This window comes from Rhodococcus sp. A14, assembly GCF_011603105.1.
Classification (GTDB): domain Bacteria; phylum Actinomycetota; class Actinomycetes; order Mycobacteriales; family Mycobacteriaceae; genus Rhodococcus_F; species Rhodococcus_F opacus.
This window is the reverse complement of sequence record NZ_JAAOQS010000008.1, coordinates 26,077-49,546: the sequence shown is the minus strand read 5'-3', so window position 1 is coordinate 49,546 and position 23,470 is coordinate 26,077. Positions and strand designations below refer to the sequence as shown.

The 23,470-nt window shown below is 68.1% G+C and carries 20 protein-coding genes; 15 read left to right on the top strand and 5 right to left on the bottom strand.

Annotated elements, in window-relative coordinates; all coding sequences use genetic code 11:
• Positions 1-39 precede the first annotated feature (39 nt).
• From rfbA to G9373_RS06740, 6 genes are all read left to right on the top strand, one after another.
• Complete coding sequence (rfbA, locus tag G9373_RS06765) at positions 40-915, top strand: glucose-1-phosphate thymidylyltransferase RfbA (protein ID WP_005248802.1); 876 nt, start codon at positions 40-42, stop codon at positions 913-915.
• Between the two features lies 1 nt (position 916).
• The gene (rfbC, locus tag G9373_RS06760) at positions 917-1,504 is read left to right on the top strand and encodes a dTDP-4-dehydrorhamnose 3,5-epimerase (protein ID WP_005565990.1); all 588 of its coding nucleotides are present in this window, start codon (positions 917-919) and stop codon (positions 1,502-1,504) included.
• 57 nt (positions 1,505-1,561) lie between these two features.
• Positions 1,562-2,068 carry a polyketide cyclase gene (locus G9373_RS06755; RefSeq protein ID WP_005248804.1) on the top strand — a complete coding sequence of 169 codons (507 nt, stop codon included), beginning with the start codon at positions 1,562-1,564 and terminating at the stop codon, positions 2,066-2,068.
• Positions 2,069-2,090: 22 nt separating this feature from the next.
• Complete coding sequence (locus G9373_RS06750; protein WP_133985916.1) at positions 2,091-2,900, top strand: enoyl-CoA hydratase; 810 nt, start codon at positions 2,091-2,093, stop codon at positions 2,898-2,900.
• Between the two features lie 84 nt (positions 2,901-2,984).
• Positions 2,985-3,392 carry a PPOX class F420-dependent oxidoreductase gene (locus tag G9373_RS06745; protein ID WP_133985915.1) on the top strand — a complete coding sequence of 136 codons (408 nt, stop codon included), beginning with the start codon at positions 2,985-2,987 and terminating at the stop codon, positions 3,390-3,392.
• A 27-nt stretch (positions 3,393-3,419) separates the two neighbouring features.
• Positions 3,420-4,496: a trypsin-like peptidase domain-containing protein gene (locus G9373_RS06740; protein ID WP_133985914.1), complete on the top strand. Its 1,077-nt coding sequence runs from the start codon at positions 3,420-3,422 to the stop codon at positions 4,494-4,496.
• On the opposite strand, the gene G9373_RS06735 is transcribed toward G9373_RS06740, so the two are convergent.
• The 3 genes from G9373_RS06735 to G9373_RS06725 all read right to left on the bottom strand — a co-directional run bounded on the left by G9373_RS06735 (position 4,497) and on the right by G9373_RS06725 (position 7,203).
• Positions 4,497-5,534, bottom strand: a complete 1,038-nt coding sequence (locus G9373_RS06735; protein ID WP_005565986.1) for an alpha/beta hydrolase — start codon at positions 5,532-5,534, stop codon at positions 4,497-4,499.
• Positions 5,535-5,704: 170 nt separating this feature from the next.
• On the bottom strand, positions 5,705-6,604 hold the full coding sequence (locus G9373_RS06730) for a PIN domain-containing protein (RefSeq protein ID WP_133985913.1): 900 nt from the start codon (positions 6,602-6,604) through the stop codon (positions 5,705-5,707).
• 122 nt (positions 6,605-6,726) lie between these two features.
• Positions 6,727-7,203: a GtrA family protein gene (locus G9373_RS06725; RefSeq protein ID WP_005248820.1), complete on the bottom strand. Its 477-nt coding sequence runs from the start codon at positions 7,201-7,203 to the stop codon at positions 6,727-6,729.
• Between the two features lie 98 nt (positions 7,204-7,301).
• Between G9373_RS06725 and G9373_RS06720 the strand changes: the two genes are divergently transcribed.
• The 4 genes from G9373_RS06720 to G9373_RS06705 all read left to right on the top strand — a co-directional run bounded on the left by G9373_RS06720 (position 7,302) and on the right by G9373_RS06705 (position 11,788).
• Entirely contained in the window at positions 7,302-8,735 is a 1,434-nt protein-coding gene (locus G9373_RS06720) for an FAD-binding oxidoreductase (RefSeq protein ID WP_005253221.1), read from the top strand.
• Positions 8,735-9,496: a decaprenylphospho-beta-D-erythro-pentofuranosid-2-ulose 2-reductase gene (locus tag G9373_RS06715; RefSeq protein WP_005248822.1), complete on the top strand. Its 762-nt coding sequence runs from the start codon at positions 8,735-8,737 to the stop codon at positions 9,494-9,496. Before G9373_RS06720 ends, G9373_RS06715 begins: the two co-directional genes overlap by 1 nt.
• A gap of 11 nt (positions 9,497-9,507) precedes the next feature.
• Positions 9,508-11,400, top strand: a complete 1,893-nt coding sequence (locus G9373_RS06710) for a galactan 5-O-arabinofuranosyltransferase (protein WP_208328707.1) — start codon at positions 9,508-9,510, stop codon at positions 11,398-11,400.
• A 112-nt stretch (positions 11,401-11,512) separates the two neighbouring features.
• A complete protein-coding gene (locus tag G9373_RS06705) occupies positions 11,513-11,788 on the top strand; it encodes a hypothetical protein (protein WP_054246977.1) in 276 nt (91 codons plus the stop codon).
• Here the strand turns inward: G9373_RS06705 and G9373_RS06700 are convergent.
• Entirely contained in the window at positions 11,785-12,486 is a 702-nt protein-coding gene (locus G9373_RS06700; RefSeq protein ID WP_120659913.1) for an MspA family porin, read from the bottom strand. The two genes, G9373_RS06705 and G9373_RS06700, sit on opposite strands and share 4 nt — an antisense overlap.
• Before the next feature lie 214 nt (positions 12,487-12,700).
• Between G9373_RS06700 and G9373_RS06695 the strand changes: the two genes are divergently transcribed.
• Complete coding sequence (locus tag G9373_RS06695) at positions 12,701-14,491, top strand: glycosyl transferase (RefSeq protein WP_133985912.1); 1,791 nt, start codon at positions 12,701-12,703, stop codon at positions 14,489-14,491.
• 7 nt (positions 14,492-14,498) lie between these two features.
• Here the strand turns inward: G9373_RS06695 and map are convergent, their stop codons facing one another.
• Positions 14,499-15,263 carry a type I methionyl aminopeptidase gene (gene map / locus G9373_RS06690; protein ID WP_133985911.1) on the bottom strand — a complete coding sequence of 255 codons (765 nt, stop codon included), beginning with the start codon at positions 15,261-15,263 and terminating at the stop codon, positions 14,499-14,501.
• Between the two features lie 52 nt (positions 15,264-15,315).
• Here map and G9373_RS06685 point away from each other — a divergent pair, with 52 nt between their 5' ends.
• From G9373_RS06685 to G9373_RS06670, 4 genes are all read left to right on the top strand, one after another.
• Positions 15,316-15,576 carry a helix-turn-helix transcriptional regulator gene (locus G9373_RS06685; RefSeq protein WP_005572349.1) on the top strand — a complete coding sequence of 87 codons (261 nt, stop codon included), beginning with the start codon at positions 15,316-15,318 and terminating at the stop codon, positions 15,574-15,576.
• Positions 15,577-15,635: 59 nt separating this feature from the next.
• A complete protein-coding gene (locus G9373_RS06680; protein WP_054246983.1) occupies positions 15,636-18,872 on the top strand; it encodes an arabinosyltransferase domain-containing protein in 3,237 nt (1,078 codons plus the stop codon).
• Between the two features lie 66 nt (positions 18,873-18,938).
• Entirely contained in the window at positions 18,939-22,262 is a 3,324-nt protein-coding gene (locus G9373_RS06675) for an arabinosyltransferase domain-containing protein (RefSeq protein WP_054246985.1), read from the top strand.
• A 219-nt stretch (positions 22,263-22,481) separates the two neighbouring features.
• Positions 22,482-23,456: a hypothetical protein gene (locus G9373_RS06670; RefSeq protein WP_133985910.1), complete on the top strand. Its 975-nt coding sequence runs from the start codon at positions 22,482-22,484 to the stop codon at positions 23,454-23,456.
• Positions 23,457-23,470 lie beyond the last annotated feature (14 nt).

The following is a 23,470-nucleotide window of genomic DNA, read 5'->3' as shown; positions in this document are numbered from 1 at the left end:
CGAGTTTCTATCCGACGCGAACACTGGAACACTGCGCACATGCGCGGAATCATCCTGGCAGGGGGCACCGGGTCCCGATTGCACCCGATCACTCTCGGAGTGAGCAAGCAACTGGTCCCGGTCTACGACAAGCCGATGATCTACTACCCGCTCTCCACCCTGATGCTGGCGAACATCCGGGACATCCTCGTCATCACCACCCCGCACGACGCCGAGCAGTTCCGCCGGCTCCTCGGCGACGGCTCCCAGTTCGGGGTGAACCTCACGTACAAGGTGCAGGAGGAACCGAACGGCCTGGCGCAGGCGTTCGTGCTCGGTGCCGACCACATCGGCAACGAGTCCGTGTCCCTCGTGCTCGGCGACAACATCTTCTACGGCCCCGGTCTCGGTTCCCGGCTGAACCGCTTCGAGAACATCGACGGCGGCGCCGTGTTCGCCTACTGGGTGTCCGATCCCAGTTCGTACGGTGTGGTCGAATTCGACGACACGGGCCGGGCGATGTCCATCGAGGAGAAGCCCGCCACCCCGAAGTCGAACTTCTCGATCCCCGGCCTGTACTTCTACGACAATGACGTCGTCTCGATCGCGCGCGATCTGAAGCCGTCGGACCGCGGCGAGTACGAGATCACCGACGTCAACCAGGCGTACCTGCAGGCCGGACGGCTGCAGGTCGAGGTGCTTCCCCGCGGAACCGCGTGGCTCGACACCGGCACCGTCGATTCACTGCTCGAGGCGTCGAACTTCGTGCGCACGCTCGAACACCGGCAGGGGCTGAAGATCGGCGTCCCGGAAGAGGTCGCGTGGCGCCGCGGGTTCATCACCGACGCCGAATTGTGTGCCCGCGCCGAGACTCTCGGCAAGTCGGGATACGGCGACTATCTCCTCGAACTTCTCGAACGCGGCAAGGACTGGTGACGTGGAGTATCGGGAACTGAAGGTTCCGGGCGCCTGGGAGATCACCCCGAGGCAGTTCGGCGACGACCGCGGCGTGTTCCTCGAATGGTTCAAGGGCTCGGAGTTCGAGGCCGCCGTCGGGCACAGTCTCGAACTCGCGCAGGCCAACTGCTCGGTGTCCGCCGCCGGTGTCCTGCGCGGCATCCACTTCACCGACAACCCGCCCGGACAGGCGAAATACGTCACGTGCGTCAAGGGTGCGTTCCTCGACGTGATCGTCGACCTGCGCGTCGGGTCGCCGATGTTCGGGCAGTGGGATTCGGTGCTCATCGACGACGCCGACCGCCGCGCCGTCTACCTCCCGGCCGGTGTCGGCCACGCGATCCTGTCCCTCGAGGACGCGTCGACCGTGATGTACCTGTGCTCGATCGAGTACACCCCGGCCCTCGATCACGACCTCCATCCACTCGATCCCGAACTGGGAATCGACTGGCCCACGGTGGGCCGGGACGGCAACCCGCTGACCTTCCAGCTGTCCGAGAAGGATTCGGCCGCACCGTCTCTGAAACAGGCCATGGACGCCGGAGTGCTGCCCACCTTCCCCATGTGAGTGTTTTTGCGTGCCCGAGCACTCGATGGCACTCACATGGGGTGGCAGGATGCGGACATGACAACTGACACCGGCGAGCGGCTGGAGGTCCGGCGGGCTGTCGCCGCGGACCCGGCGACGATCTTCGGCCTGCTCTGCGATCCCGAGGGACATGTGGCGATCGACAGTTCCGGGATGCTGATGTCCGCGGAGGGGGACCGCGTCACGGCGGCGGGCGACACGTTCGTCGTGCACATGGACCGCGACGCGTTGAACGACTTCGACCTCGGTCTCTACGACGTGACGGTGACGATCGAGACGTTCGTGCCCGACCGGGAGATCTCCTGGAAGGTCCTCGGGCAGATCCGGCCGCAGATCGGGCACGTGTACGGCTACCGACTCGAGCCGATCGACGAGGGAACGATGGTGACGTCGTTCTACGACTGGTCGTCCATCGACCCGGTGTGGCGCGAGTCCGGGATCTTCCCGGTGATTTCCGAGACCGCCCTGCGCGCGACGCTGGGCATCCTCGCGCGCACGGTCGCCCCCGGGCGTCCACGACCGCAAATTGATCCAGAGAATTGAAACGTGTTCTAGTATCGAGTGCGTGAACTTCGTCGTCGTCGACCATCCCCGGCCGGGCATCGCCCTGGTGACGCTCAACCGCCCGGAACGCATGAATGCGATGGCGTTCGACGTGATGATCCCGTTCCGCGACGCACTGGAGGAGATCAGCAACGACAACGCGGTGCGCGCGGTGGTGATCACCGGTGCGGGCCGCGGCTTCTGCTCCGGCGCCGACCAGAGATCCGCGGGCACGCTCCCCCACGTGGACGGCCTCACCCCGCCGACCGTCGCCCTGCGGGCCATGGAGATGCTCGACAACGTGGTGCTCTCGCTCCGCCGGATGCACCAGCCGGTGATCAGCGCGGTCAACGGCGCGGCCATCGGCGGCGGCCTGTGCCTGGCGCTCGCCTCCGACATCCGGATCGCGGCGGAAGACGCCCACTTCCGGGCGGCGGGCATCAACAACGGCCTGACCGCAAGCGAGCTGGGCCTGAGCTACCTGCTGCCGCGGGCGATCGGTTCGTCCCGGGCGTTCGAGATCATGCTGTCCGGGCGGGACGTGCACGCCGACGAGGCCGAGCGGATCGGACTCGTGTCGCGGTGCGTGCCCGGCGAGGACCTCCTGGACGAATGCTTCGACCTCGCCGAGCGCATGTCCGGGTTTTCCCGGCCCGGCCTGGAACTGACGAAGCGCACGCTGTGGTCCGGGCTCGATGCCGCCTCCCTCGAAGCCCACATCCACCAGGAGGGTCTCGGGCAGCTGCTCGTACGGCTGCTGACCGACAACTTCGAGGAGGCCACCGCCGCACGCAAGGACAAGCGCGAACCCCGGTTCCGGGACCGGCGTTAGGCCGCCTTCCCCGTGCGGGGTTGACGAGGGCCTGGACTCGCCAACCACGCACAGGGCCGAAGGCCTCAGGAGTATCTTTCGGACATGTCGAAGCCACCTCTGACACCGAAAGCCGCCGAGATGTTCGCTCGGCCCAATTACGCCACCATCGCCTGCGTCCGACCCGACGGCCAGCCCGTGTCCGTGGCCACCTGGTACCTGTTCGAGAACGGCAAGGTGCTGGTCAACATGGATGCCGAGCGCCGACGCCTGGACTACATGCGCGCCGACCCCCGCGTCAGCCTCACCGCGATGGACCCCGACGACTGGATCACCCACGTCAGCATCCAGGGCCGGGTGACCGAATTCGTCGACGACGGCGAACTGGCCGACATCGACCGCCTCGCCACGCATTACACCGGCAAGCCGTACCCCGTCCGAGACCGGAAACGGGTCAGCGCCTGGATCGAGATCGACACCTGGCACGGCTGGGGGTCGCTGAAACAGTCCTGAACCGACTCCGCGACGACGACAACCGGCATGACGACGCCCCGCGCCGCAACGGTCCTCGCCGTGGCCACGGCGGTGATCGGCAGCCTGCTGCTGAGCGCACCACCGGTCCGCGAACCGGGACCGCCGGCGGCGACGGTCGCCCAGCCCGCCGCGCCTCCTCCGCCGCCGCCCGTGGTCCTGACCCCGGCTGAGGTCGAGGCCACGGTGATCCCGGCGATCGTCACGCTCGTCGCGGATTCGGGTCTCGTCGAAACCGCGGGAACGGGGATCGTGCTCACCCCCGACGGCGTCGTCCTCACCAACCATCACGTGATCGACGGGGCCCTCGACATCAGCGCGGTGAGCCTGGGCAACGGTGCGGAGTACGTCGCGGACGTCCTCGGGTACGACAGTTCCCGCGACGTCGCGGTACTCCGGCTCCAGGGCGCGGGCGACCTCCCGGTGGCGACCCTCGCGAAGGACACCACCATCGGCATCGGTGACCCGGTGACCGCGGTGGGTAACGCGGAGGGAGGCGGAGTTCCGGTGGCGGCCCGCGGGTTCGTGACCGACGTCGGGCAGACGATCACCGCCCGCAGTTCCACCGACGGTTCCCGGAACCGGCTGAACGGGCTGATCCAGATCGATGCGGCCGTACGTCCCGGCGACTCCGGCGGCCCCCTCGTCGACGCCACCGCCGCCGTCATCGGCGTCAACACCGCGGGCAACGCCGACTCCGACCCCGCGAAACCCGCTCCCACCCAGCCGAGATCGTATGCGGTGCCCATCGACACCGCGATGACGATCGTCGATCAGGTCCGCGCCGGAACCACGTCCGCCACCGTGCACATCGGCGACACCCCACTCCTCGGGATCAGCGTCACCGACGACGATCGGGGCGCCGAAGTGCTCTGGGTCAGCATCGGCACTCCCGCCGACGACGCAGGCATCGAGATCGGGGACGTCGTCACCGAATTCGACGGAACACCCATCCGGTCCTCGGACGATCTCAGCGAACGCATGATCGCACGGCACCCCGGCGACGAGGTCGCGCTGCGCTGGTTCGACGAGACCGGCCGACAGCGATCGACGACGATCGTGCTCGAGAAGGGCCCGCCGCGGTAGTCAGGCGGTCTTGTCCCGGGCGACACCGTCCTCCGGCCGCACACGCGACGCGACGAAACGCGCGATACGCCGAAGCACCGCACGGCTTTCCGGCAGCCCGGGCCACAACGCCGGGAACGCGTGCACCTGGCCGTCCCAGATCTGCAGCGTCGTCGCAACACCCGCAGCGCTCAGCCGATACGCCATCAGCTCCGAATCCGACCGCAGCACCTCGCCTTCCGCAGCGACCAGCAGCGCAGGCGGCAGACCCTCGAGAGCGCCGTTCACGGGTGACAGCGCGGGGTCGAGCACGCCGTCGACCTCGCCGCCGAGCTTGCCGATGGTGACGAGCGCCTCCACTGGCGCGAACACGTCGCGGGCCGCATTGGCGTGCACCAGCTTGTCCGCGCAGTCCAGGTCCAGCAGCGGGGACAGTCCGACCAGGCCCGCGGGCAGATCGACGCCCTCCTCGCGCGCCTTCAGCGCGGTCGCGAAGACGAGGAACCCACCCGCCGAGTCACCGGCGAACACCGTCCCGCCCGCGCGGGCTCCGTTCTCCAGCAACCACTTGTACGCCGTCAGGCAGTCGTCGACCGAACCGCTGATGTTCGTGTCGGGCAGTTGCCGGTAGCCGACGTGCATCACCGGCAGCCGGGTCAGCTTCGCGATCGTCGCGACCACCGGCCGATGCGTGTTCAGCCCGCAGCACAGGAACCCGCCGCCGTGCAGATAGAGGACGACCCCGTCACCGAGATCCGGTGACACCCCCGGCGCGCGCACGATCTCCGCGTCGAATCCGGGCAGTCGCACCTTCTGGCGGCGGATACCGGAAGCCGGACGGATCCCCGCCGCCATGTCCAGCAGCGCGGCCCTGCGAATCGCCGATTCGTTGATCGGGGCCATCCGCACCACAGGCCGGAGAAACCACCTGCATGCCTGGTAGAGAACCTGGGATTCGATACTCGGCCCCGCGAGCCTCGCACCCGAACGGTATTGGACGATCGGTGTCCCGTTCCGCTGCTGCGCGGACGGCTTGCGGTCGTTCGGCACAGATTTCATGCCTTCTCCCCTGGTCGCCGATACCCGTCGCCATTGACGGATACGTAACTTCAACCTTGGAGTACCCGCCGCGATCGTGTGTCACTCATGGTGGCTTCGGCCCCAAGTCGTTATCCCCTTTGCCCGAATCGTTATCGCGGGCGTGCCAAGTGGGACATCGGGCGTCCGGCTCAGCCGAAATCGAGGTCGTCGAGCTCCTCCACGACGGTGACCTTTCGCTTGCGTCCGCCCATCACCCTGCCGATGCCGCGGCGTCCGGTGTCCGCGTTGCCCGAGGGCAGGATCCGCTGCGGCGCCACCCGGGGTCGCGCCACGTGCACGGGAGGCACGGCCGCGGCGGGAGCCGGACCCGAGGGTTCCACGGGTTCGGGGGCCGCGACGGGCGCCCGAGGCGGGAGTGGCGCCGTGACGGCGGCCACGGGCGGCGACGTGACGACCGGCTCGAAGACCCGTTCGCGGCGGGGCAGGCCGGTTTCCCGGAGGTCCACGTCGTGCAGGTCGACCACCCACCGCACCCGGTGATCGAGACCACGTTCCTGCAGCTCGGCCCAGATCTCGTCGTGCCACGTCGACGGCTCGCCGCTACCGAACGCCCGGGAGTTGGCACTGACCCACACCACGTCCTCGGACGGGCGGCGATCGGCGATGTCCAGGACCGTCAGCCAGTTCACCGTGGCGGTGTAGCCGTGCCGTTTCTTGTCCACGTACGGGCGACGACGCTGCAACTCGCGACCGGCGATCTCGAGGTGCGAGGCGTGCGCCGGCTCGATCACGTCGCAGCCCATCGCCTCGAGCTGCCGGGCCAGCGAGTCGACGTACCCGTCGGCCTTGGCCCGGGCGGCATCCACGAAGACCGACAGATCCTCCCGGAGCCCGAGCCGGTCGTACATGCGCGCCTGGACGGTGAGGGCCTCGATCATCGCGACCGATTCGCGCTGGTACCGGTGCGCGACCTCGACGAGGACCAGGCGCGGCACGAGTACCCGGCTCCCCTGATCGAGGGCGTCGCGGACGAACGTCTCGAAGCGCACGTCGCGAGTGACGGCCGAGGTATCGAGAACAATCAGCATTGATCGATTCTCACCGAACACACCCGCCACACCAGAGAAGTTGCTGAGTCGTTACCGAAACACCCGGATAGGGGTCATCGCAGCACCCGCCGGGGCATTGCCGTGCGGTTGCCCGGCAGCGCCTAGTGGATCTTGAAGATCACCGCGCGCTGCACGACGAAATTGATGACCGTCGCCGTGCCCTGGGCGATGACGAACGCGAGCGGCAGACGCCACCATTCGTCGGGGAATGCGTGGTACATCACCCAGTTGAGGCCCACCTGCACGGCGAACGTGACCGCGTAGAGGATGACGACGGCCACGAAGCGGGCGCGGCTCGGTTCGGCCTTGAACGTCCACCGGCGGTTGATCAGGTACGCGGTGGTGGTGCCCGCGATGAAGCTGATCGACTTCGCCACGTTCACGGGGAGCCCGACCACTTCCAACAGCAGGAAGTACAGCCCGAAGTCGACGATGGCCGACAATCCACCGGTCAGGACGAAACGGATGATCTGCGTCTTCAGGTCCAGTGCGTCGTCCGCGATGTTCTCGGTGACGGGGATCTCGACGGGGAGCGGAACGTGCGGTTCGTGCTCGTGACTCGGCTGGGTTTCTGACACGACGACGAGGCTAGCGCCCCGTGAGTACTTGTCGACCGCCCGCGGTGGATAAGCACGCACGGGCCCACGGGGCCGGCCTCCGGGTACCCTCTACCTCGATGTCCACGACAGCAGAAGAGACGCCCACCCAGGCGCTCCCCACACAGACCCGCACCCTCACCGGCTGGGGACGCACCGCGCCCACCACCGCGCAGGTGCTGTCCACTCCCGACGTGGAAGTGATCGCGCGAGCGGTTGCCCAGGTCGCGGAGCAGAACGAGTCGAAGCCCGCTCACCTTCAGCGTGGGGTGATCGCCCGTGGCCTCGGCCGCTCCTACGGCGACCCGGCGCAGAACGCCGGTGGCCTGGTCATCGACATGAATGCGCTGAACCGGATCCACCGCATCGACCGCGACACCCACCTGGTCGAGGTCGACGCCGGCGTCAACCTGGACCAGCTGATGAAGGCGGCCCTGCCGTTCGGTCTGTGGGTTCCGGTGCTGCCCGGCACCCGGCAGGTCACCATCGGCGGCGCCATCGGCTCCGACATCCACGGCAAGAACCATCACAGCGCCGGGAGCTTCGGCAATCACGTGGTGTCCCTGGACCTGCTCACGGCCGACGGCAAGGTGCGGACGCTGACGCCGAAGGGCGGCCGCAACGACCCCAAGGGCGCACTGTTCTGGGCGACGATCGGCGGCATGGGCCTGACGGGCATCATCCTCAAGGCCACCATCAAGATGACGCCCACCGAGACGGCGTACTTCATCGCCGACGGCGACGTCACCCAGACGCTCGACGAGACCATCGCGCTGCACAGCGACGGCAGCGAATCCAACTACGAGTACTCGAGCGCCTGGTTCGACGCCATCGCGGCGCCGCCGAAGCTGGGTCGCGCCGCGATCTCCCGCGGTTCGCTCGCGAAGCTCGACCAGTTGCCGGCCAAGCTGCAGAAGAACCCCCTCGCGTTCGACGCGCCGCAGCTGCTGACGTTCCCGGACGTCTTCCCGAACGGCCTCGCCAACAAGTTCAACTTCTCGATGATCGGCGAGCTGTGGTTCCGGAAGTCGGGCACGTACCGCGACAAGGTTCAGAACTTGACGCAGTTCTACCACCCGCTCGACATGTTCGGTGAGTGGAACCGCGCCTACGGATCCAACGGATTCCTGCAGTACCAGTTCGTGGTGCCGACCACCGCGGTCGAGGAATTCAAGGCCATCATCCGCGACATCCAGAAGTCGGGGCACTACTCGTTCCTCAACGTGTTCAAGCTGTTCGGCGAGGGCAACCAGGCCCCACTGAGCTTCCCTATCCCGGGCTGGAACATCTGCGTCGACTTCCGCATCAAGCCCGGCCTGAACGAGTTCGTCACCGAACTCGACAAGCGGGTCCTGAAGTTCGGCGGCCGCCTCTACACGGCCAAGGACTCGCGGACCACCGCCGAGACCTTCCACGCCATGTACCCGCGGATCGACGAGTGGATCGCCACCCGCCGCAAGTACGACCCCACCAATGTCTTCGCCTCCGATATGTCCAGAAGGTTGGAACTCTAGTGATCAACGCTGTCGGGAACCCCCAGACTCTCCTGCTGCTCGGTGGCACCTCCGAGATCGGTCTCGCGATCTGCGAGGAGTACCTGAAGAAGGCGCCGATGCGGGTGATCCTCGCCGCGCTGCCGGGTGATCCCGGTCGCGATGCCGCCGTCGCCCAGCTGAAGGCGGCCGGCGCCAACGCCGTCGACGTCATCGACTTCGACGCCGTCGACACCGAGAGCCACCCGAAGGTCATCGACGAAGCGTGGGCGAAGAGCGACGTCGACGTCGCCATCGTCGCGTTCGGCCTGCTCGGCGACGCCGAGGAACTGTGGCAGAACCAGCGCAAGGCCGTCCAGATCGCCGAGGTCAACTACACGGCCGCGGTGTCGGTGGGCGTGCTCGTGGGCGAGAAGATGAAGGCACAGGGCTTCGGCCAGATCATCGCCATGTCGTCCGCCGCAGGCGAGCGCGTGCGGCGCTCCAACTTCGTATACGGATCCACCAAGGCCGGACTCGACGGCTTCTACCTCGGACTCGGTGAGGCACTGCGTGAATTCGGTCCGCGCGTCCTCGTCATCCGACCCGGCCAGGTCCGCACCCGCATGTCCGCGGACGTGAAGGAAGCCCCGCTCACCGTGAACAAGGAAGACGTGGCCAAGCTCGCCGTCACGTCGGCGGAGAAGGGCAAGGATCTCGTGTGGGCGCCGGGCGCCTTCCGTTACGTGATGATGATCCTGCGGCACATCCCGCGACCGATCTTCAAGAAGCTGCCCATCTAAGCTTCGCCCTCGTGACGGAAGCAGACGTAGCACCGGCCCGACGGTCCCTGTCGACAGCTCTCGAAATGCTGCTGGGGGCCGTCGTGGCCGCAGTGGTGGCGGCAGTCGGACTGTTCGCGTTCGCGCGGGTGCAGTGGCCGGCGTTCAACTCGTCCAACGTGACTCAGGCCGTCACCACGGTCGGCCAGGTCGTCGCCATCGCGGGAATCGCGGTGTCGGTGCTGCTCGTGCGACTGCACCGGACTCCGCGGTTCGCCCGGCTGCTGTCGTGGGCGAGCCTGTCCGGGTTCGTGACCGTCACCCTCGGCCTGCCTCTCGCGGCCACCAAGCTCTATCTACACGGCGTCTCCGTCGACCAGGAGTTCCGCACCGAATACCTCACGCGGCTGACCGACTCGGCGGCACTGCGCGACATGACGTACGCCGACCTGCCGCCGTACTACCCCGCCGGATGGTTCTGGGTGGGCGGGCGCGTCGCCAACCTCCTCGGCATGGACGGCTGGGACGCCTTCAAGCCGTACGCCATCGGATCGCTCGCCGTCGCAGCCGTCGTGGCACTGGTGTTGTGGAGCAACCTGATCCGCCACGACCTGGCCATCGTGGTGTCCCTCGCGACCACGGCACTCGTCCTGGCCTACGGGTCACCCGAACCGTACGGCGCCGTCATCACCCTGCTGATCGGTCCCGCACTCGTCCTCGCCTGGGGCGGGCTGCACCGTGTCGACGGTCGCGGCGGCTGGGGCGCCGTGATCGGCACCGGTCTGTTCCTCGGCCTCGCCGCCACGTTCTACACGCTGTATCTCGGACTCGCCGCCTTCGCGATCACCCTGCTCGCACTGCTGGCCGCGACCCTGCGGATTCGCGCCCAGAAGTCGTGGCGGGCGGCGATCGATCCGCTGGTCCGGCTGATCGTGATCGCCGCCGTGTCCGGCCTTCTCGCGCTGACCGTCTGGTTGCCGTATCTGCTGAAGGTCGTGGGCGGTTCGCCCGCGGCGTCGGGAACAGCGCTGCACTATCTGCCCGAGGCAGGCGCGCATCTGCCGCTGCCGATGATCCACTTCTCCCTCACCGGGGCACTGTGCCTGCTCGGCACCATCTGGCTCGTCGCCCGCGCGTCGACGTCGCGGCGCGCGCAGGCACTCGGCGTCGGAGTGGTGGCCATCTACCTGTGGTCGCTACTGTCGATGGCGTTCACCGTGCTCGGCAGCACCCTCCTCTCGTTCCGGCTCGAGCCTGTGCTGATCGTCCTGCTCGGCGCGGCAGGTGTCTTCGGATTCGTCGAATTCGCAGGATGGCTCGTGCTCGCGACCAGCGACAACCCGCGGGTCAAAGGGGCGGTCCTGGTGATCGGGGTGTTGGGCGCGCTGTCGTTCGTCCAGAACATCCCCAAGTTCCTCGACTCCGACATCGCTGTCGCCTACACCGACACCGACGGCAACGGTGAACGCGCCGACCAGCGCCCACCCGGCGCCGCCGCCCACTACGCGGCAGTCGACGAGCTGATCCAGACGCAGGTCCCCCGCGACCGCGACGACACGGTGGTCCTCACCGCCGACACCAGTTTCCTCAGCTTCTACCCCTACCTCGGGTTCCAGGCGCTGACGTCGCACTACTCGAATCCCCTGGCGGACTTCGCCGGACGCGCCCGGACCATCTCGGAGTGGAGCGAGCTCGAGACGCCCGACAAGCTGGTGACCGCACTCGACACGGCGCCGTGGCGCGCCCCCGACGCGTTCGTGTTCCGCCAGGGCCCCGACGGGTACACGCTGCGGCTCGCCGAGGACGTGTATCCCAACGACCCCAACGTGCGCCGCTACACCGTCACGTTCCCGAAGGAACTGTTCGACGACCCCCGATTCACGGTGTCGGAGACCGGGCCGTTCGTGGTCGTCACAAGAAACTGATCGGTCTGTTCACGTTTATCGCACCCCCCTCGCGGGAACCCCGCACCCAATCAGGGAGGCGGGAATTTTCCGCGCCCCGAGGGGAATTGTCGGGTCGTCGCGAGGAGCGGTCATGCCGGATGCAGTGGAGCCGCGACGTGCCGGTAGCGGTGCCGAGGACTATCTTCTCGGCACCGCCGGCGGTGAGGTGGTCGTGCATGCCGGACTCGCTGTGACGATCGGAGCGATCGTCGGAGCCTACGTCGGGCAGTGGGCGCTTTTCGTGATCGCCGTGCTCGGTGCCGCCGTGTGGATCACAGGCGACATCGTCGTCCATGTCAGTCGACAAAGGTCGCCGGACGTCAGTCCGGCGACCCCTGTCAGGCACCCTGTCGGGCGGGCTGCCTAGTTGAGCTTCTGCGGCACGCCGTAAGTCATCACGGTGTCACCGTTCTCCGTCACAGCCATGGCGTACGGACGGATGGTGACCGGCCCGATAGCACCGGAGATGGAGCCATGAACTCCCTGCATCCTGACCACAGCCGCCGATCCGTCGAACTCCTGACCCTCGAGGAGCGGAACGGTGGTGATTCCACCGGGCTCCAGGTCGATGTCGAGTTCCTGCGACGGAATGATGTCACCGGCGAGTTCCGCGTTGGTCCCGGCGTTCAAATCCAGCGTGAAGTCCGGGACAAGTCCCAGATTGATTCCGTTGCTCGACCCGATCGCGAACCCGAGCCCGGGCGAATTGAGAACGATCGTCGCGCCGGCCAGGGAGACCGGGTAGCCGATCTGATAACCGACGGTGAGCTGAGTTCCCTTGAACTCCTCCGCGTTCGGCCCGGTGATGGCGACCCCCGCGTAACCGTTGTGGAAGAACTCCACGCTGGTGGGTACGCCGTCCAGCGGCGGTACGACCTGATACTGCGTGTCGCCCTGCACGACTTCGATGCGATTCCCTCGTGCGTCGATCACGGAGCTGGAATTGTCCACGCCGGCCGACGCGGTGCCATTGCCCATGACCATGGCGAGCGCGGCGATGCCTGCGACTGCCACCGAGCGTGTAAACCGTTTGTACCCAAATCGAGATGTGCTGATGTTCGTCATGCCGACCCCATTCAGAGTGCACTGCAACCGATACGAAAAAGCATGCTGAGCGTAACCAGTGGGGCAGGAGAATATCCCTGTATTGATCAGAAGTTCACAAATCAACTTGATGTGATACATGCAACAATCACGCGATCGCAACCCAGGAAGCTCTCAGCGACCTCCGGTACCCTCGGGCGATTGACATCGACCCGAGAACCGGAGGCGCAGCTGCGTGACTGAGATACTCACCCAGGTCGAGACCACTCGGCAGGCAGAGAGCACCAGCACCATTGCTCGCCCTCTCCGCTCCCGTCTCCGGCCGCACCCGGCCGACGTCGCGGCGATCGTCTTCTACGTCGGTCTCGCGGCATTCGTGTTGGCCCGCCAGTGGAAACACCTCGGGACCGGCTATCTGGTACGCAGCGGCCAGGACCAGACGATGTGGGAATGGTTCTTCGCGGTCGCGGCACGCTCACTGGTCCATCTGGAGAATCCGCTGTCCAGCGACCTGCAGAACTACCCGCTGGGCGTCAACCTCATGGGCAACACGGCGATGTTCGGCATCAGCATTCCGCTGGCGCCGATCACGCTGTTGTTCGGACCGAACGTCACCTTCACTCTCGCGCTCACACTTGGCCTGTCGGGCACGGCAATTGCCTGGTATTGGGTGTTTTCGCGGCATGTCGTGTCGTCGCGACTCGCGGCCGCCGTCGGCGGTGGTCTGTGCGGTTTCGCCCCCGCCCTGATCTCGCACACCAACGGGCACCCCAACTTCGTCGCCCTGTTCCTGCTGCCCTTCATCGCGCTGGCCGTGATCAGGCTGGGCAGCGGGGCGCGCCCGGTGCGCGACGGCATCGTACTGGGCCTGCTGATCGCCTATCAGATCTTCCTCGGCGAAGAACCCCTGCTGATCTACGCTCTGGCGTTCGCGGTCTTCGGTGCCGCGTTCGCGGCGTCGCGCCCGCGAGCGGCAGTCGCGGCGGCCACGCGCAGCATCACGGGATTCGCGATCGCCGGCGGCATCGCGCTGGCCATCGCCGCCGTGCCCCTGTGGTGGCAGTTCTTCGGACCCGACAGCTACCGGGCGATCGAACACGGCCCGGTCGGCAACGACACCGAGGCGTTCACCAGCTTTCCGACGTCCTCGCTGGCAGGCGAGCCCGGGTCCGCCGAGTTCAGTATGAACGCCACCGAGGAGAACGCGTACTTCGGCTGGCCCCTGCTGATCCTCCTCGGCCTGTCGGCCCTGTGGCTGTGGCGCATGCCGCTGGCCCGCGCCGCCTCCGCGACCGTGGCCGTGATGGGCGTCCTGTCACTCGGGACGTCGTTGACGATCGGCGGCTGGGACACCGGAATCCCCTTGCCGTGGAAGCTGATCTCACACCTGCCGCTCCTCGAGTCCGTTCTCGAATCGCGCTTCGCGATGGGCTGCCTGCCCGCCGCCGCCCTGCTGCTCGCGCTGGGCACCGACCGCGCCCTGGCGTCCGCCCGCGAGGGCCAGCGGACCACCACCCTGCTCTGGGTCGGCTGGCTCGCGGTGGCGCTGCTTCCGCTGACGCCCACGCCGCTCGCCGTCGTGCAGCGCGACACCGCACCAAGTTTCTTTGCCGACGGCACGTGGCGGGAGTACGTCACCGAGGGTTCCGTCGTCACGGTGCCGCTCCCCTCCCCGGAGAACGCGCGGATGCTGCGCTGGCAGACCGAGCAGGATCTTGCATTCCCCATCGCCGGAGGGTATTTCGTCGGCCCGGCCGGCAGCGAGGACCAGGGAAAGTACGGGCCCGACGATCGCCCCACCGCGCTGCTGCTCGCGTCCGCACAATCGTCCGGCCAGGTGCCTGCCATCGACGAGGCGACGAAAGCCCAGGCACTGACGGACCTGAAATTCTGGAACGCCGACGTCCTGGTCCTGCCGCACACCCAGAACGATCGCGTTCTGCGCGAGACGGTCCGGCAGCTCGTCGGGGCGCCCGCGAAGCCGGTCGACGGCGTGTGGGTGTGGGACGTGCGAGCACTGACGTAGGAAAGACTTACCGCGTCAACACTTCCGGTCCGTCCGTACCGATCGCGACGGTGTGCTCGCTGTGCGCGGCACGGGCGCCCGTCGCCGTGCGGAGCGTCCAGCCGTCTGCCTCGTGCCGGTAGTCGTCCGTGCCGTCGGCGATGAGCATGGGTTCGATCGCGATCACCATCCCCGGACGCAGCAGCATTCCCTTCCCGACACGTCCCTCGTTGGGCACGTGCGGATCTTCGTGCATCTGCCTGCCGATGCCGTGCCCGCCGTGGTCGGCGAGCATCCCGTACCCCGCGCCGCGCGCGAACAATCCGATGGCGGCACCGATGTCTCCCAACCGGTTTCCCGGCCGTGCGGCCGCAATGCCGTGCGCGAGAGCGGTTTCGGTGGCCTCGACGAGTGCCACGTCCGCCGGGTCCGCCGTTCCCACGACGAAGCTCACGGCGGCGTCCCCGCACCAGCCGGCGAGCCTGGCGCCACAGTCGATGCTGACGAGGTCACCGTCGCGGAGACGGTACTCGCCGGGAATGCCGTGCACCACAGCATCGTTCACGCTCGCGCAGATGACCCCGGGAAACGGGCTGGGCGCCCAGTTCGGGTGATAGTTCAGGAACACGGGCTCCGCTCCCGCGTCGCGGATCACCGCGGCGGCCACCGCATCGAGACCCTTGAGCGTCACCCCGGTCACTGCCGCCTCACGTACGGCTGCCAGAGCGTCGGCCACCACCCGGCCGGCCGCGCGCATCGCCTGCACCTCGGCCGCCGTCTTCAACTCGACCACAACACCCTCCACGACGGTTTCCAATTTCTATACCGGTATTACTATATGGCACATGGTGCGTGTGCCGTTGACAGCAGAGGAACTCGAACGCGGGCAGAGGCTGGGTGAGCTGCTGCGATCCGCGCGAGGAGACATGAGCATGGTCACGGTCGCACTCGACGCGGGTATCTCCGTCGAAACCCTGCGCAAAATCGAGACCGGGCGCATCGCGACACCCGCGTTCTTCACGATCGCCGCGGTCGCCCGGGTTCTCGACCTCTCCCTCGACGACGTCGCCGCGGTCGTGACCTTCGGTCCCGTGAGTACTTCTTAACGTCCGGGCGTTAACAAGTACTCACGGGTGGCAGAGCCACCATCGCCTAACATCGTTCTGTGCCGTCCCAACCCCCGCCGCCTGACCTTCGGACCATCCGCACTTCCCGGCTCGTCGCGATCGTCACCGGCCTGATCGGGTTCGTGCTCGCGCTGGCCACCCCGTTCCTGCCGGTGAAGCAGGACGCCGCGTCGATCGACTGGCCGCAGAACGGCACCCTGAACAGCGTCGAGGCGCCGCTGGTCTCGTACACACCGCTGGACATACAGGTGAACGTGCCGTGCTCGGTGTTCACGCAACTCGGACCCGACGGCGGCACCGTCGTCTCCACCCTCCCGAATCGCGCGCCCGACTTCGAGAAGAACGGTCTCGTCGTGAAGGGGGGCGCCGGCGGCACGGTCGACGTCACGATTCGCGGCATCTCCCTGATCTCGGCGGACGCCGCGGACCTCCGGGGCTGCACCGCCCTCACCGTCACATCCGACCATCAGCGGACGTCTGCCGAGATCACCGGCACCGCCGAACCCCTCGCCGGTTCCGTCGAGGGCGACCAGCGCCCGCAGATGGTCGGCCTGTTCACCGACCTGCAGGGCGCGGCGCCGGCGGATTTGAATGTGCACGTCCACCCCGACTCCCGATTCTCGTCCAGCCCCACCCTGCTCAAACTGCTGGCGATGATCGTGTGCGTCCTCGCGACACTGACTTCGCTGTACGCGTTGCACCGCGTGGACGGCATCGACGGCCGCCGCGCGCGCCGCTTCCTGCCCGCGCACTGGTGGAAGTTCACCGGTGTCGACGCGGTCGTGATCGGGACGCTGCTGCTGTGGCACGTGGTCGGCGCCAACACCTCCGACGACGGCTACCTCCTCGGCATGGCCCGCGTGTCGGAGCATTCCGGCTACATGGCCAACTACTTCCGCTGGTTCGGCGTCCCCGAGGCACCGTTCGGATGGTCGTACGAACTCCTCGCGGCGCTGGCGAAGGTGAGCACCGCGAGCATGTGGATGCGACTGCCGACGCTCCTCGCCGCCCTCCTCTGCTGGATGGTGATCAGCCGCGAGGTCATTCCCCGCCTCGGTGTGGCCGTGCGCCGCAACAGAACTGCCCTCTGGACCGGCGGACTGGTCTTCCTCGCGTTCTGGTTGCCGTACGACAACGGGCTGCGTCCCGAACCGGTCATCGCGCTCGGCGCCCTCCTCACGTGGTGTTCGATCGAGCGCGCCATCGCCACCGGACGACTTCTCCCCGGCGCCGTCGCCGTGCTCATCGCCGCGTTCTCCCTCGCGGCCGGACCGTCGGGCCTGATCTGTATCGCCGCCCTGATCGCGGGCGCGCGGCCGATCCTGCAGATCGTGATCGCACGGGGCCACCGGGTGGGATTCGCGTCCCAGATCCTGCCGATCCTCGCCGCCGGAACCGTGGTGATGGTGGCGGTCTTCGCGGATCAGACACTCGCGACGGTGCTCGAGTCGACGCGCGTCCGCACCGCCCTCGGCCCCAACGTGGCCTGGTTCGACGAGCGGCTGCGCTGGGATTCGCTCATGGGGATCTCGCCGGACGGCTCGCTGGCCCGCCGATTCGGCGTGTTCGTGATGCTGCTGTGCGTCGTGGTCTGCGTGATGCTGATCCTGCGCAAGGGGAAGGTGCCCGGGACCGCGATCGGACCGTCCCGCCGCATCCTCGGCATCGTGTTCGCGTCACTGCTGTTGATGATGTTCACGCCCACCAAGTGGACCCACCACTTCGGTGTGTACGCGGGTCTCGCCGGCTCGGTCGCGGTGCTCGCGGCGGTCGGGGTGGGTGCCGCGAGCATCCGTTCCAAACGGAACCGCACCCTGTTCGCCGCGGGGGTCCTGTTCATCCTCGCGGTCGCGTTCACCAGCTCGAACGGCTGGTGGTACGTGTCCAGCTACGGCGTCCCGTGGTGGGACAAGCCGCCGATGATCGCGGGCAAGGGCTTCTCCACGCTGTTCCTGGGCCTCACGGTGCTCACGCTGCTCCTCGCCGCCTGGTACCACGTCCGCGAACCGTACGAGAACGGCAGGAAACCCAACGGCAAGCGTGCCCGGATGCTGGCGCCGTCGCCGCTGACCGTCGCGGCCGGGGCCGTCGTCCTGTTCGAGGTGCTGTCGCTGCTGAAGGGGGCCGTCGCGCAGTACCCCGGGTACTCCATCGCCAAAGCCAACATCGAGTCGGTGACCGGCAACTCGTGTGCGCTCGCCGACGAGGTCCTCGTCGAGACCGACCCCACCGCCGCCCTGCTGCAGCCGCTCACCCCGGTCACCGACCCGAACGGCGCAGGCGCATTCGGCACGACCGCCGCGGAAGGCTTCACCCCCAACGGCATCGCCGACGACCTCACCGCCGACTCCGAGAAGATCGCCACCGGCGGCGCGAACACCGTCGACACCGAGACCGACGAGACGACGACGGGAACCAGCTCCGGTACCGGTGGCGGCACCGAGGCCACCGCCGGAGTCAACGGCAGCACCGTGACGCTGCCGTTCGGCCTCGACCCCGCCCGGACCCCGGTCCTCGGCAGTTATCAGCAGGGCGGGGAGCAGAAGCCCGCCTCCCTCACCACCGGTTGGTACGGCCTGCCCGACCGCAGCGACGACGCACCGATCCTCACCATCTCGGCCGCCGGACGCATCCGGTCGGTCGACGCGGACGGCGTCGTCACCCCCGGCCAGAGCCTGAAGGTCGAGTACGGCGTCACCGGCCCCGACGGGTCCGTCACCGCGCTCGGCACCGTCGACCCGATCGACATCGGACCGTCCCCGTCGTGGCGCAACCTGCGCGTGCCACTCGACCAGCTGCCCGCCGAGGCGAACACGGTCCGGCTCGTCGCGGACGACCCGGACACCGACCCCGGTCAGTGGCTGGCGGTCACGCCGCCCCGGGTGCCGTCGATGCAGACACTGCAGACCGTCGTCGGCTCCAGCGACCCCGTGCTCCTCGACTGGGCCGTCGGGCTCGCATTCCCCTGCCAGCGGCCCTTCGACCACCGCTACGGCGTCGCCGAGGTCCCGCAGTGGCGCGTCCTCCCCGACCGCATCGGTGCCGAGTCCACCAATGCCTGGCAGGACAAGTTCGGCGGCGGCCCGCTGGGCTGGACCGACCAGCTGCTGTCGGCGAGCACCCTGGCCACCTACCTGTCGAACGACTGGGACCGCGACTGGGGCTCGCTCGAGCGGTACACGTCGCTCGACGAGTCGGCGACGCCCGCGCGGGTCGAATCCGAACAGGTGACCAGGTCGGGTACCTGGTCGCCCGGACCGGTGCGCTACTACTAGACGTGTCCCTACCCTCTGGTAGGCGGCAATATGCCTACTCAGGTTCCTGACATACCATCGACAACCGTGCCCGACGCTCTGACAACTTCCGTCTCCGATCCCGCATCCACTTCGCCGCCTGCTCGCCAGGACCGGCGGAGTGAGTACCGGACCGCCCGTCTGATCGCCATCGTCACCGGCCTCATTGGGTTCGTGCTGGCAGTGGCCACCCCGTTCATGCCGGTGCAGCAGACCACCGCAGCGGTGAACTGGCCGGAGAACGGCGTCGTCGGCGACCTCGAGGCACCGCTGATGTCGCAGGTCCCGGTCGACCTGTCGGCGGCGATCCCGTGTTCGGCGGTGGCCGGGCTGCCCCCGCAGGGCGGAATCCTGCTGGCCACGGCCCCCGCGCAGGGCGAGGGTGCGGCACTGAACGCGATGTTCGTGCGGGTGTCGGACAAGTCCGTGGACGTGCTCGACCGCAACGTCACCATCGCGACGGCGCCGCGCGAACAGGTGCAGTCGGGCGCCTGCACCGAGATCCGCATCACGTCGAACATCGACGCGACGTCCGCCGAGTTCGTGGGTCTGACCACTCCGACCGGTGACCCGATCGCCGGTTCCCTCACCGGCGACCTCCGCCCGCAGGTGGTGGGCGTGTTCAGCGACCTCCGTGACGGGGCGGCGCCGGCGGGCCTGTCGTTCACGATGAACGTGGACTCCCGATTCTCGTCGAGCCCCACACTCATCAAGCTCGTCGCCATGATCGTGGCCCTCCTCGCCACGGCCATTGCCCTGGTCGCCCTCGGCCGCCTCGACGGCACGGACGGGCGCGGGCACCGCAATTTCCTGCCGTCGCACTGGTGGAAATTCACCGGACTCGACACGATCGTCGTGGGCACGCTGGTGCTGTGGCACTTCATCGGCGCCAACACGTCCGACGACGGCTACCTGCTCACCATGGCCCGGGTCTCCGACCACGCCGGCTACATGGCCAACTACTTCCGCTGGTTCGGTGTCCCCGAGGCGCCGTTCGGCTGGTACTACGACGTCCTCGCCGCGATGGCCAAGATCTCGACGGCCAGCCCGTTCATGCGACTGCCCGCCCTCATCGCCGGCATCCTGTGCTGGATGGTGATCAGCCGGGAGGTCGCTCCCCGCCTCGGCCGGTCCGTCCGGCGCAACAAGGTCGCGCTGTGGACCGGCGGACTCGTCTTCCTCGCGTTCTGGCTGCCCTACAACAACGGCCTGCGGCCCGAGCCCATCGTGGCGCTCGGCGCCCTGCTCACGTGGTGCTCCATCGAGCGTTCCATCGCGACCGGACGTCTCCTCCCCGCGGCTGTTGCCGTGCTGATCGGCGCGTTCACGCTCGCGGCCGCCCCGACGGGACTGATGTGTGTGGCCGCCCTGCTCGCAGGCGCCCGTCCGCTCGTCCGGATCGTCGTCAAGCGCCACCGCCAGGTGGGGACGCTGCCGCTGCTGGCTCCGATCGCGGCCGCGGGCACGATCGTCCTGGTCGTGGTGTTCGCCGACCAGACCGTCGCCGCGGTGATGGAGGCCACCCGGGTCCGCACCCTGATCGGCCCGAACCTCGAGTGGTACAAGGACTTCCTGCGCTACTACTACCTCTTCGTCCCGACCGTCGACGGTTCGGTGGCTCGCCGCTTCGCGTTCCTGACGATGATCCTGTGCCTGCTGACGACGCTGTTCATCCTGTTGCGCCGCAAGCGGATCCCCGGCGCCGCCACCGGCCCGTCGTGGCGTCTGCTCGGTGTCGTGTTCGGCACGATCTTCTTCATGATGTTCAACCCCACCAAGTGGACCCACCACTTCGGGGCGTACGCGGGCATCGCCGGTTCCCTGGCCGCACTCACCGCCGTCGCGGTGTCGGCGTCCGCGCTGCGGTCGCGCCGCAACCGCACGATCTTCCTCGCCGGCCTGCTCCTCATGCTGGCCCTGACGTTCGCGGGCATCAACGGCTACTGGTACGTCTCGAGCTACGGCGTGCCGTGGTTCGACAAGACCGTCTCCATCGGCGGCCGCCAGTCCAACACGTTCTTCCTCGTCCTGTTCGGGCTGGCCGTCGCACTGGCCGCCTGGCAGTACCTGCGTGAGGGATTCGCCGCGCCACCCGCCCGCGCCAACACCGAGAAGGGCAGGCGGATCAGGAAATTCGCGGCCGCCCCGCTCACCGTCATCGCCGGCATCATGGTGCTGTTCGAAGTCCTCTCGCTCCTCAAGGGCGCCGTCTCCCAGTACCCGGCGTACTCGCTGGCACGGTCGAACTTCGACTCCCTCACCGGGCAGACGTGCGGCCTCGCCGAGGACGTCCTCGTCGAAGGCGACACCAACGGCGGCAACCTCACACCCCTCAACGATCCCGCGCAGCCGCTGGCGAACCCCGCCGACCCGCTCGGCGGCGCCAACCCCGTCGGCTTCTCCCCCAACGGGGTGCCGTCCGACCTGACCGCCGACTACGTCGAGGTCAAGCAGGGCATGGGCAACACCGACAACCAGAGCGTCGGGCCCAGCTTCGAGACCGGATCGAGCGCCGGGACCAGCGGCGGCACCGGCAACGTCGGCGTCAACGGCAGCACCGCCAAGCTGCCGTTCGGACTCGACCCCGCCACCACACCCGTCATGGGCAGCTACCAGGAAGGCGTGCAGGAACCGGCCACGCTGTCGTCCAGCTGGTACGCACTCCCCGAGCGCAGCGACGACGCCCCGCTGATCGTCATGTCCGCCGCGGGCCGCATCTGGTCGGTCGACTCGACCGGCGCCCTCACCTACGGTCAGTCACTGCTCCTCGAATACGGCAAGCGTCAGCCCGACGGCACCGTGCAGGCCCAGGGCACCTACCTGCCCAAGGACATCGGGCCCGCACCGTCGTGGCGCAACCTGCGCGTCCCGATCAGCGAACTGTCCCCCGACGCCGACTCCGTGCGGATCGTCGCCAACGACCCCAACCTCACCGGCGACCAGTGGCTGGCCTTCACCCCGCCGCGGGTCCCGAAGCTCGAGACCCTCAACTCGACGATCGGCAGCTCGCAGCCGGTGCTCCTGGACTGGGCCGTCGGGCTGCAGTTCCCGTGCCAGCGTCCATTCGACCACCAGTACGGTGTCGCGGAGATGCCGAACTACCGCATCCTCCCCGACCGCCCGCTGGCCGTCAGCTCCACCGACACCTGGCAGTCCCCGGAGAACGGTGGCCCCCTCGGCTTCACCGAACTACTCGCCAGCGCCACCGCCATCCCCACCTACATGCGGGACGACTGGGGCCGCGACTGGGGCTCCCTCGAGCGCTTCGACCGGTACTACCCGGACGCCACCGCGGCCACGGTCGACACCGAGACCGCCACCCGATCCGGACTGTGGAAGCCGGGCACCCTGCGGGTGTACAGCAGCCCGTAGACCTGCCTATTCGCTTCTGCTCTGCTTGCGTCGCCCGATGTCACACGCGTTCACTCTGACTGAACGAATGTCACATCGGGCGCCGCGCTGGGCGGGCCGACACGGCGAAACGGCTCCGCCGCCCGCGGAGTTGTCCACAACCTTCCGTCCATCCACAGGGCAATTTCCGACGTGGGCTTTCCGGCGACGGTCCGATTCGCCCGCGGCATGCTCTGACCCATGCGACGAGGAACCTGGGCCGAAGATCCCTCTGCGATAGCCGCCGTCAGCCGCGACGGTGTGGTCCGCGCGGCCACCCTGGAACGGCTGGGTGTCGCGAAGGGCACCATCTCCGCACGCTGCGCCGACGGCGGTCCGTGGCAGCGGATCCTCCCCGGCGTCGTCCTGCTGCACAACGGGCCGCCGACGATGCTGCAGCGCAATCTGGCGGCGCTCGAATACGGCGGTCCGGACGCGTTGCTGTCCGGTCACGCCGCGCTCGCCGCGTTCGGCTACACCTCGTCGGCGTCCCGGAACGACGTGCTGCTGCTCATCCCGTCCACCCGGCACCGCCGGGACTGGGCGTACGTGAAGGTCGAGCGGACGTGGCGCATGCCCGCACCGGTCCACCGGGGACTCCTGCGGCTCGCTCCCCCGGCGCGCAGCCTCCTGGACGCCGGTCGTCGCACGCTTCAGGCCGACAGCTATCGGGCGCTCCTCGCCGGCGGGATCCAGCGCGGCGACGTGACTGTCGACGACCTCGTGCGTGAACTCGAGCACGGCAGCGACCGCGGAAGCCGCCTGCCCCGCGCGGTCTTGCGTGAACTGAGCGACGATGCGCATTCCGTCGCCGAGGTGCACGCGCAGAAGGTGTATGCGACGAGCGGTCTTCCGCCGATGTTGCACAACGTGGACGTCCTGTCCGCCGCCGGGCTGTGGATCGCCCGTCCCGACGGCTGGCTGGACGACGTCGCCGTCGCCTGGGAGATCGACTCGCTGAAGTACCACTTCTCGCCGGAACTCCACGAGGCGACGATGAGGCGGCGGGCGCGTATGCAGCGCGAGGGCATCATCGTCGTGACGCACCTGCCGAAGCAGATTCAGGCCGACCCGGCGACGGTGCTCGCCGACCTCCACGCGGCGCACACGCGGGCGGCGTCGCGCCCCCGGCCGCCGGTGTTCGTCCACACCGAACCGAAGCGGCGGTCGGCATGAGTCACTGCCGCGAT

Excerpts from the sequence above, each read along its gene's own strand:
- G9373_RS06735 (WP_005565986.1), bottom strand. The coding sequence starts at position 5,534 with ATGAAATCTGTGCCGAACGACCGCAAGCCGTCCGCGCAGCAGCGGAAC.
- G9373_RS06730 (WP_133985913.1), bottom strand. The coding sequence starts at position 6,604 with ATGCTGATTGTTCTCGATACCTCGGCCGTCACTCGCGACGTGCGCTTC.
- G9373_RS06755 (WP_005248804.1), top strand. The coding sequence starts at position 1,562 with ATGACAACTGACACCGGCGAGCGGCTGGAGGTCCGGCGGGCTGTCGCC.
- G9373_RS06740 (WP_133985914.1), top strand. The coding sequence starts at position 3,420 with ATGACGACGCCCCGCGCCGCAACGGTCCTCGCCGTGGCCACGGCGGTG.
- G9373_RS06685 (WP_005572349.1), top strand. The coding sequence starts at position 15,316 with ATGGTGCGTGTGCCGTTGACAGCAGAGGAACTCGAACGCGGGCAGAGG.
- rfbA (WP_005248802.1), top strand. The coding sequence starts at position 40 with ATGCGCGGAATCATCCTGGCAGGGGGCACCGGGTCCCGATTGCACCCG.
- G9373_RS06720 (WP_005253221.1), top strand. The coding sequence starts at position 7,302 with ATGTCCACGACAGCAGAAGAGACGCCCACCCAGGCGCTCCCCACACAG.
- G9373_RS06745 (WP_133985915.1), top strand. The coding sequence starts at position 2,985 with ATGTCGAAGCCACCTCTGACACCGAAAGCCGCCGAGATGTTCGCTCGG.
- G9373_RS06700 (WP_120659913.1), bottom strand. The coding sequence starts at position 12,486 with ATGACGAACATCAGCACATCTCGATTTGGGTACAAACGGTTTACACGC.
- G9373_RS06705 (WP_054246977.1), top strand. The coding sequence starts at position 11,513 with ATGCCGGATGCAGTGGAGCCGCGACGTGCCGGTAGCGGTGCCGAGGAC.
- G9373_RS06670 (WP_133985910.1), top strand. The coding sequence starts at position 22,482 with ATGCGACGAGGAACCTGGGCCGAAGATCCCTCTGCGATAGCCGCCGTC.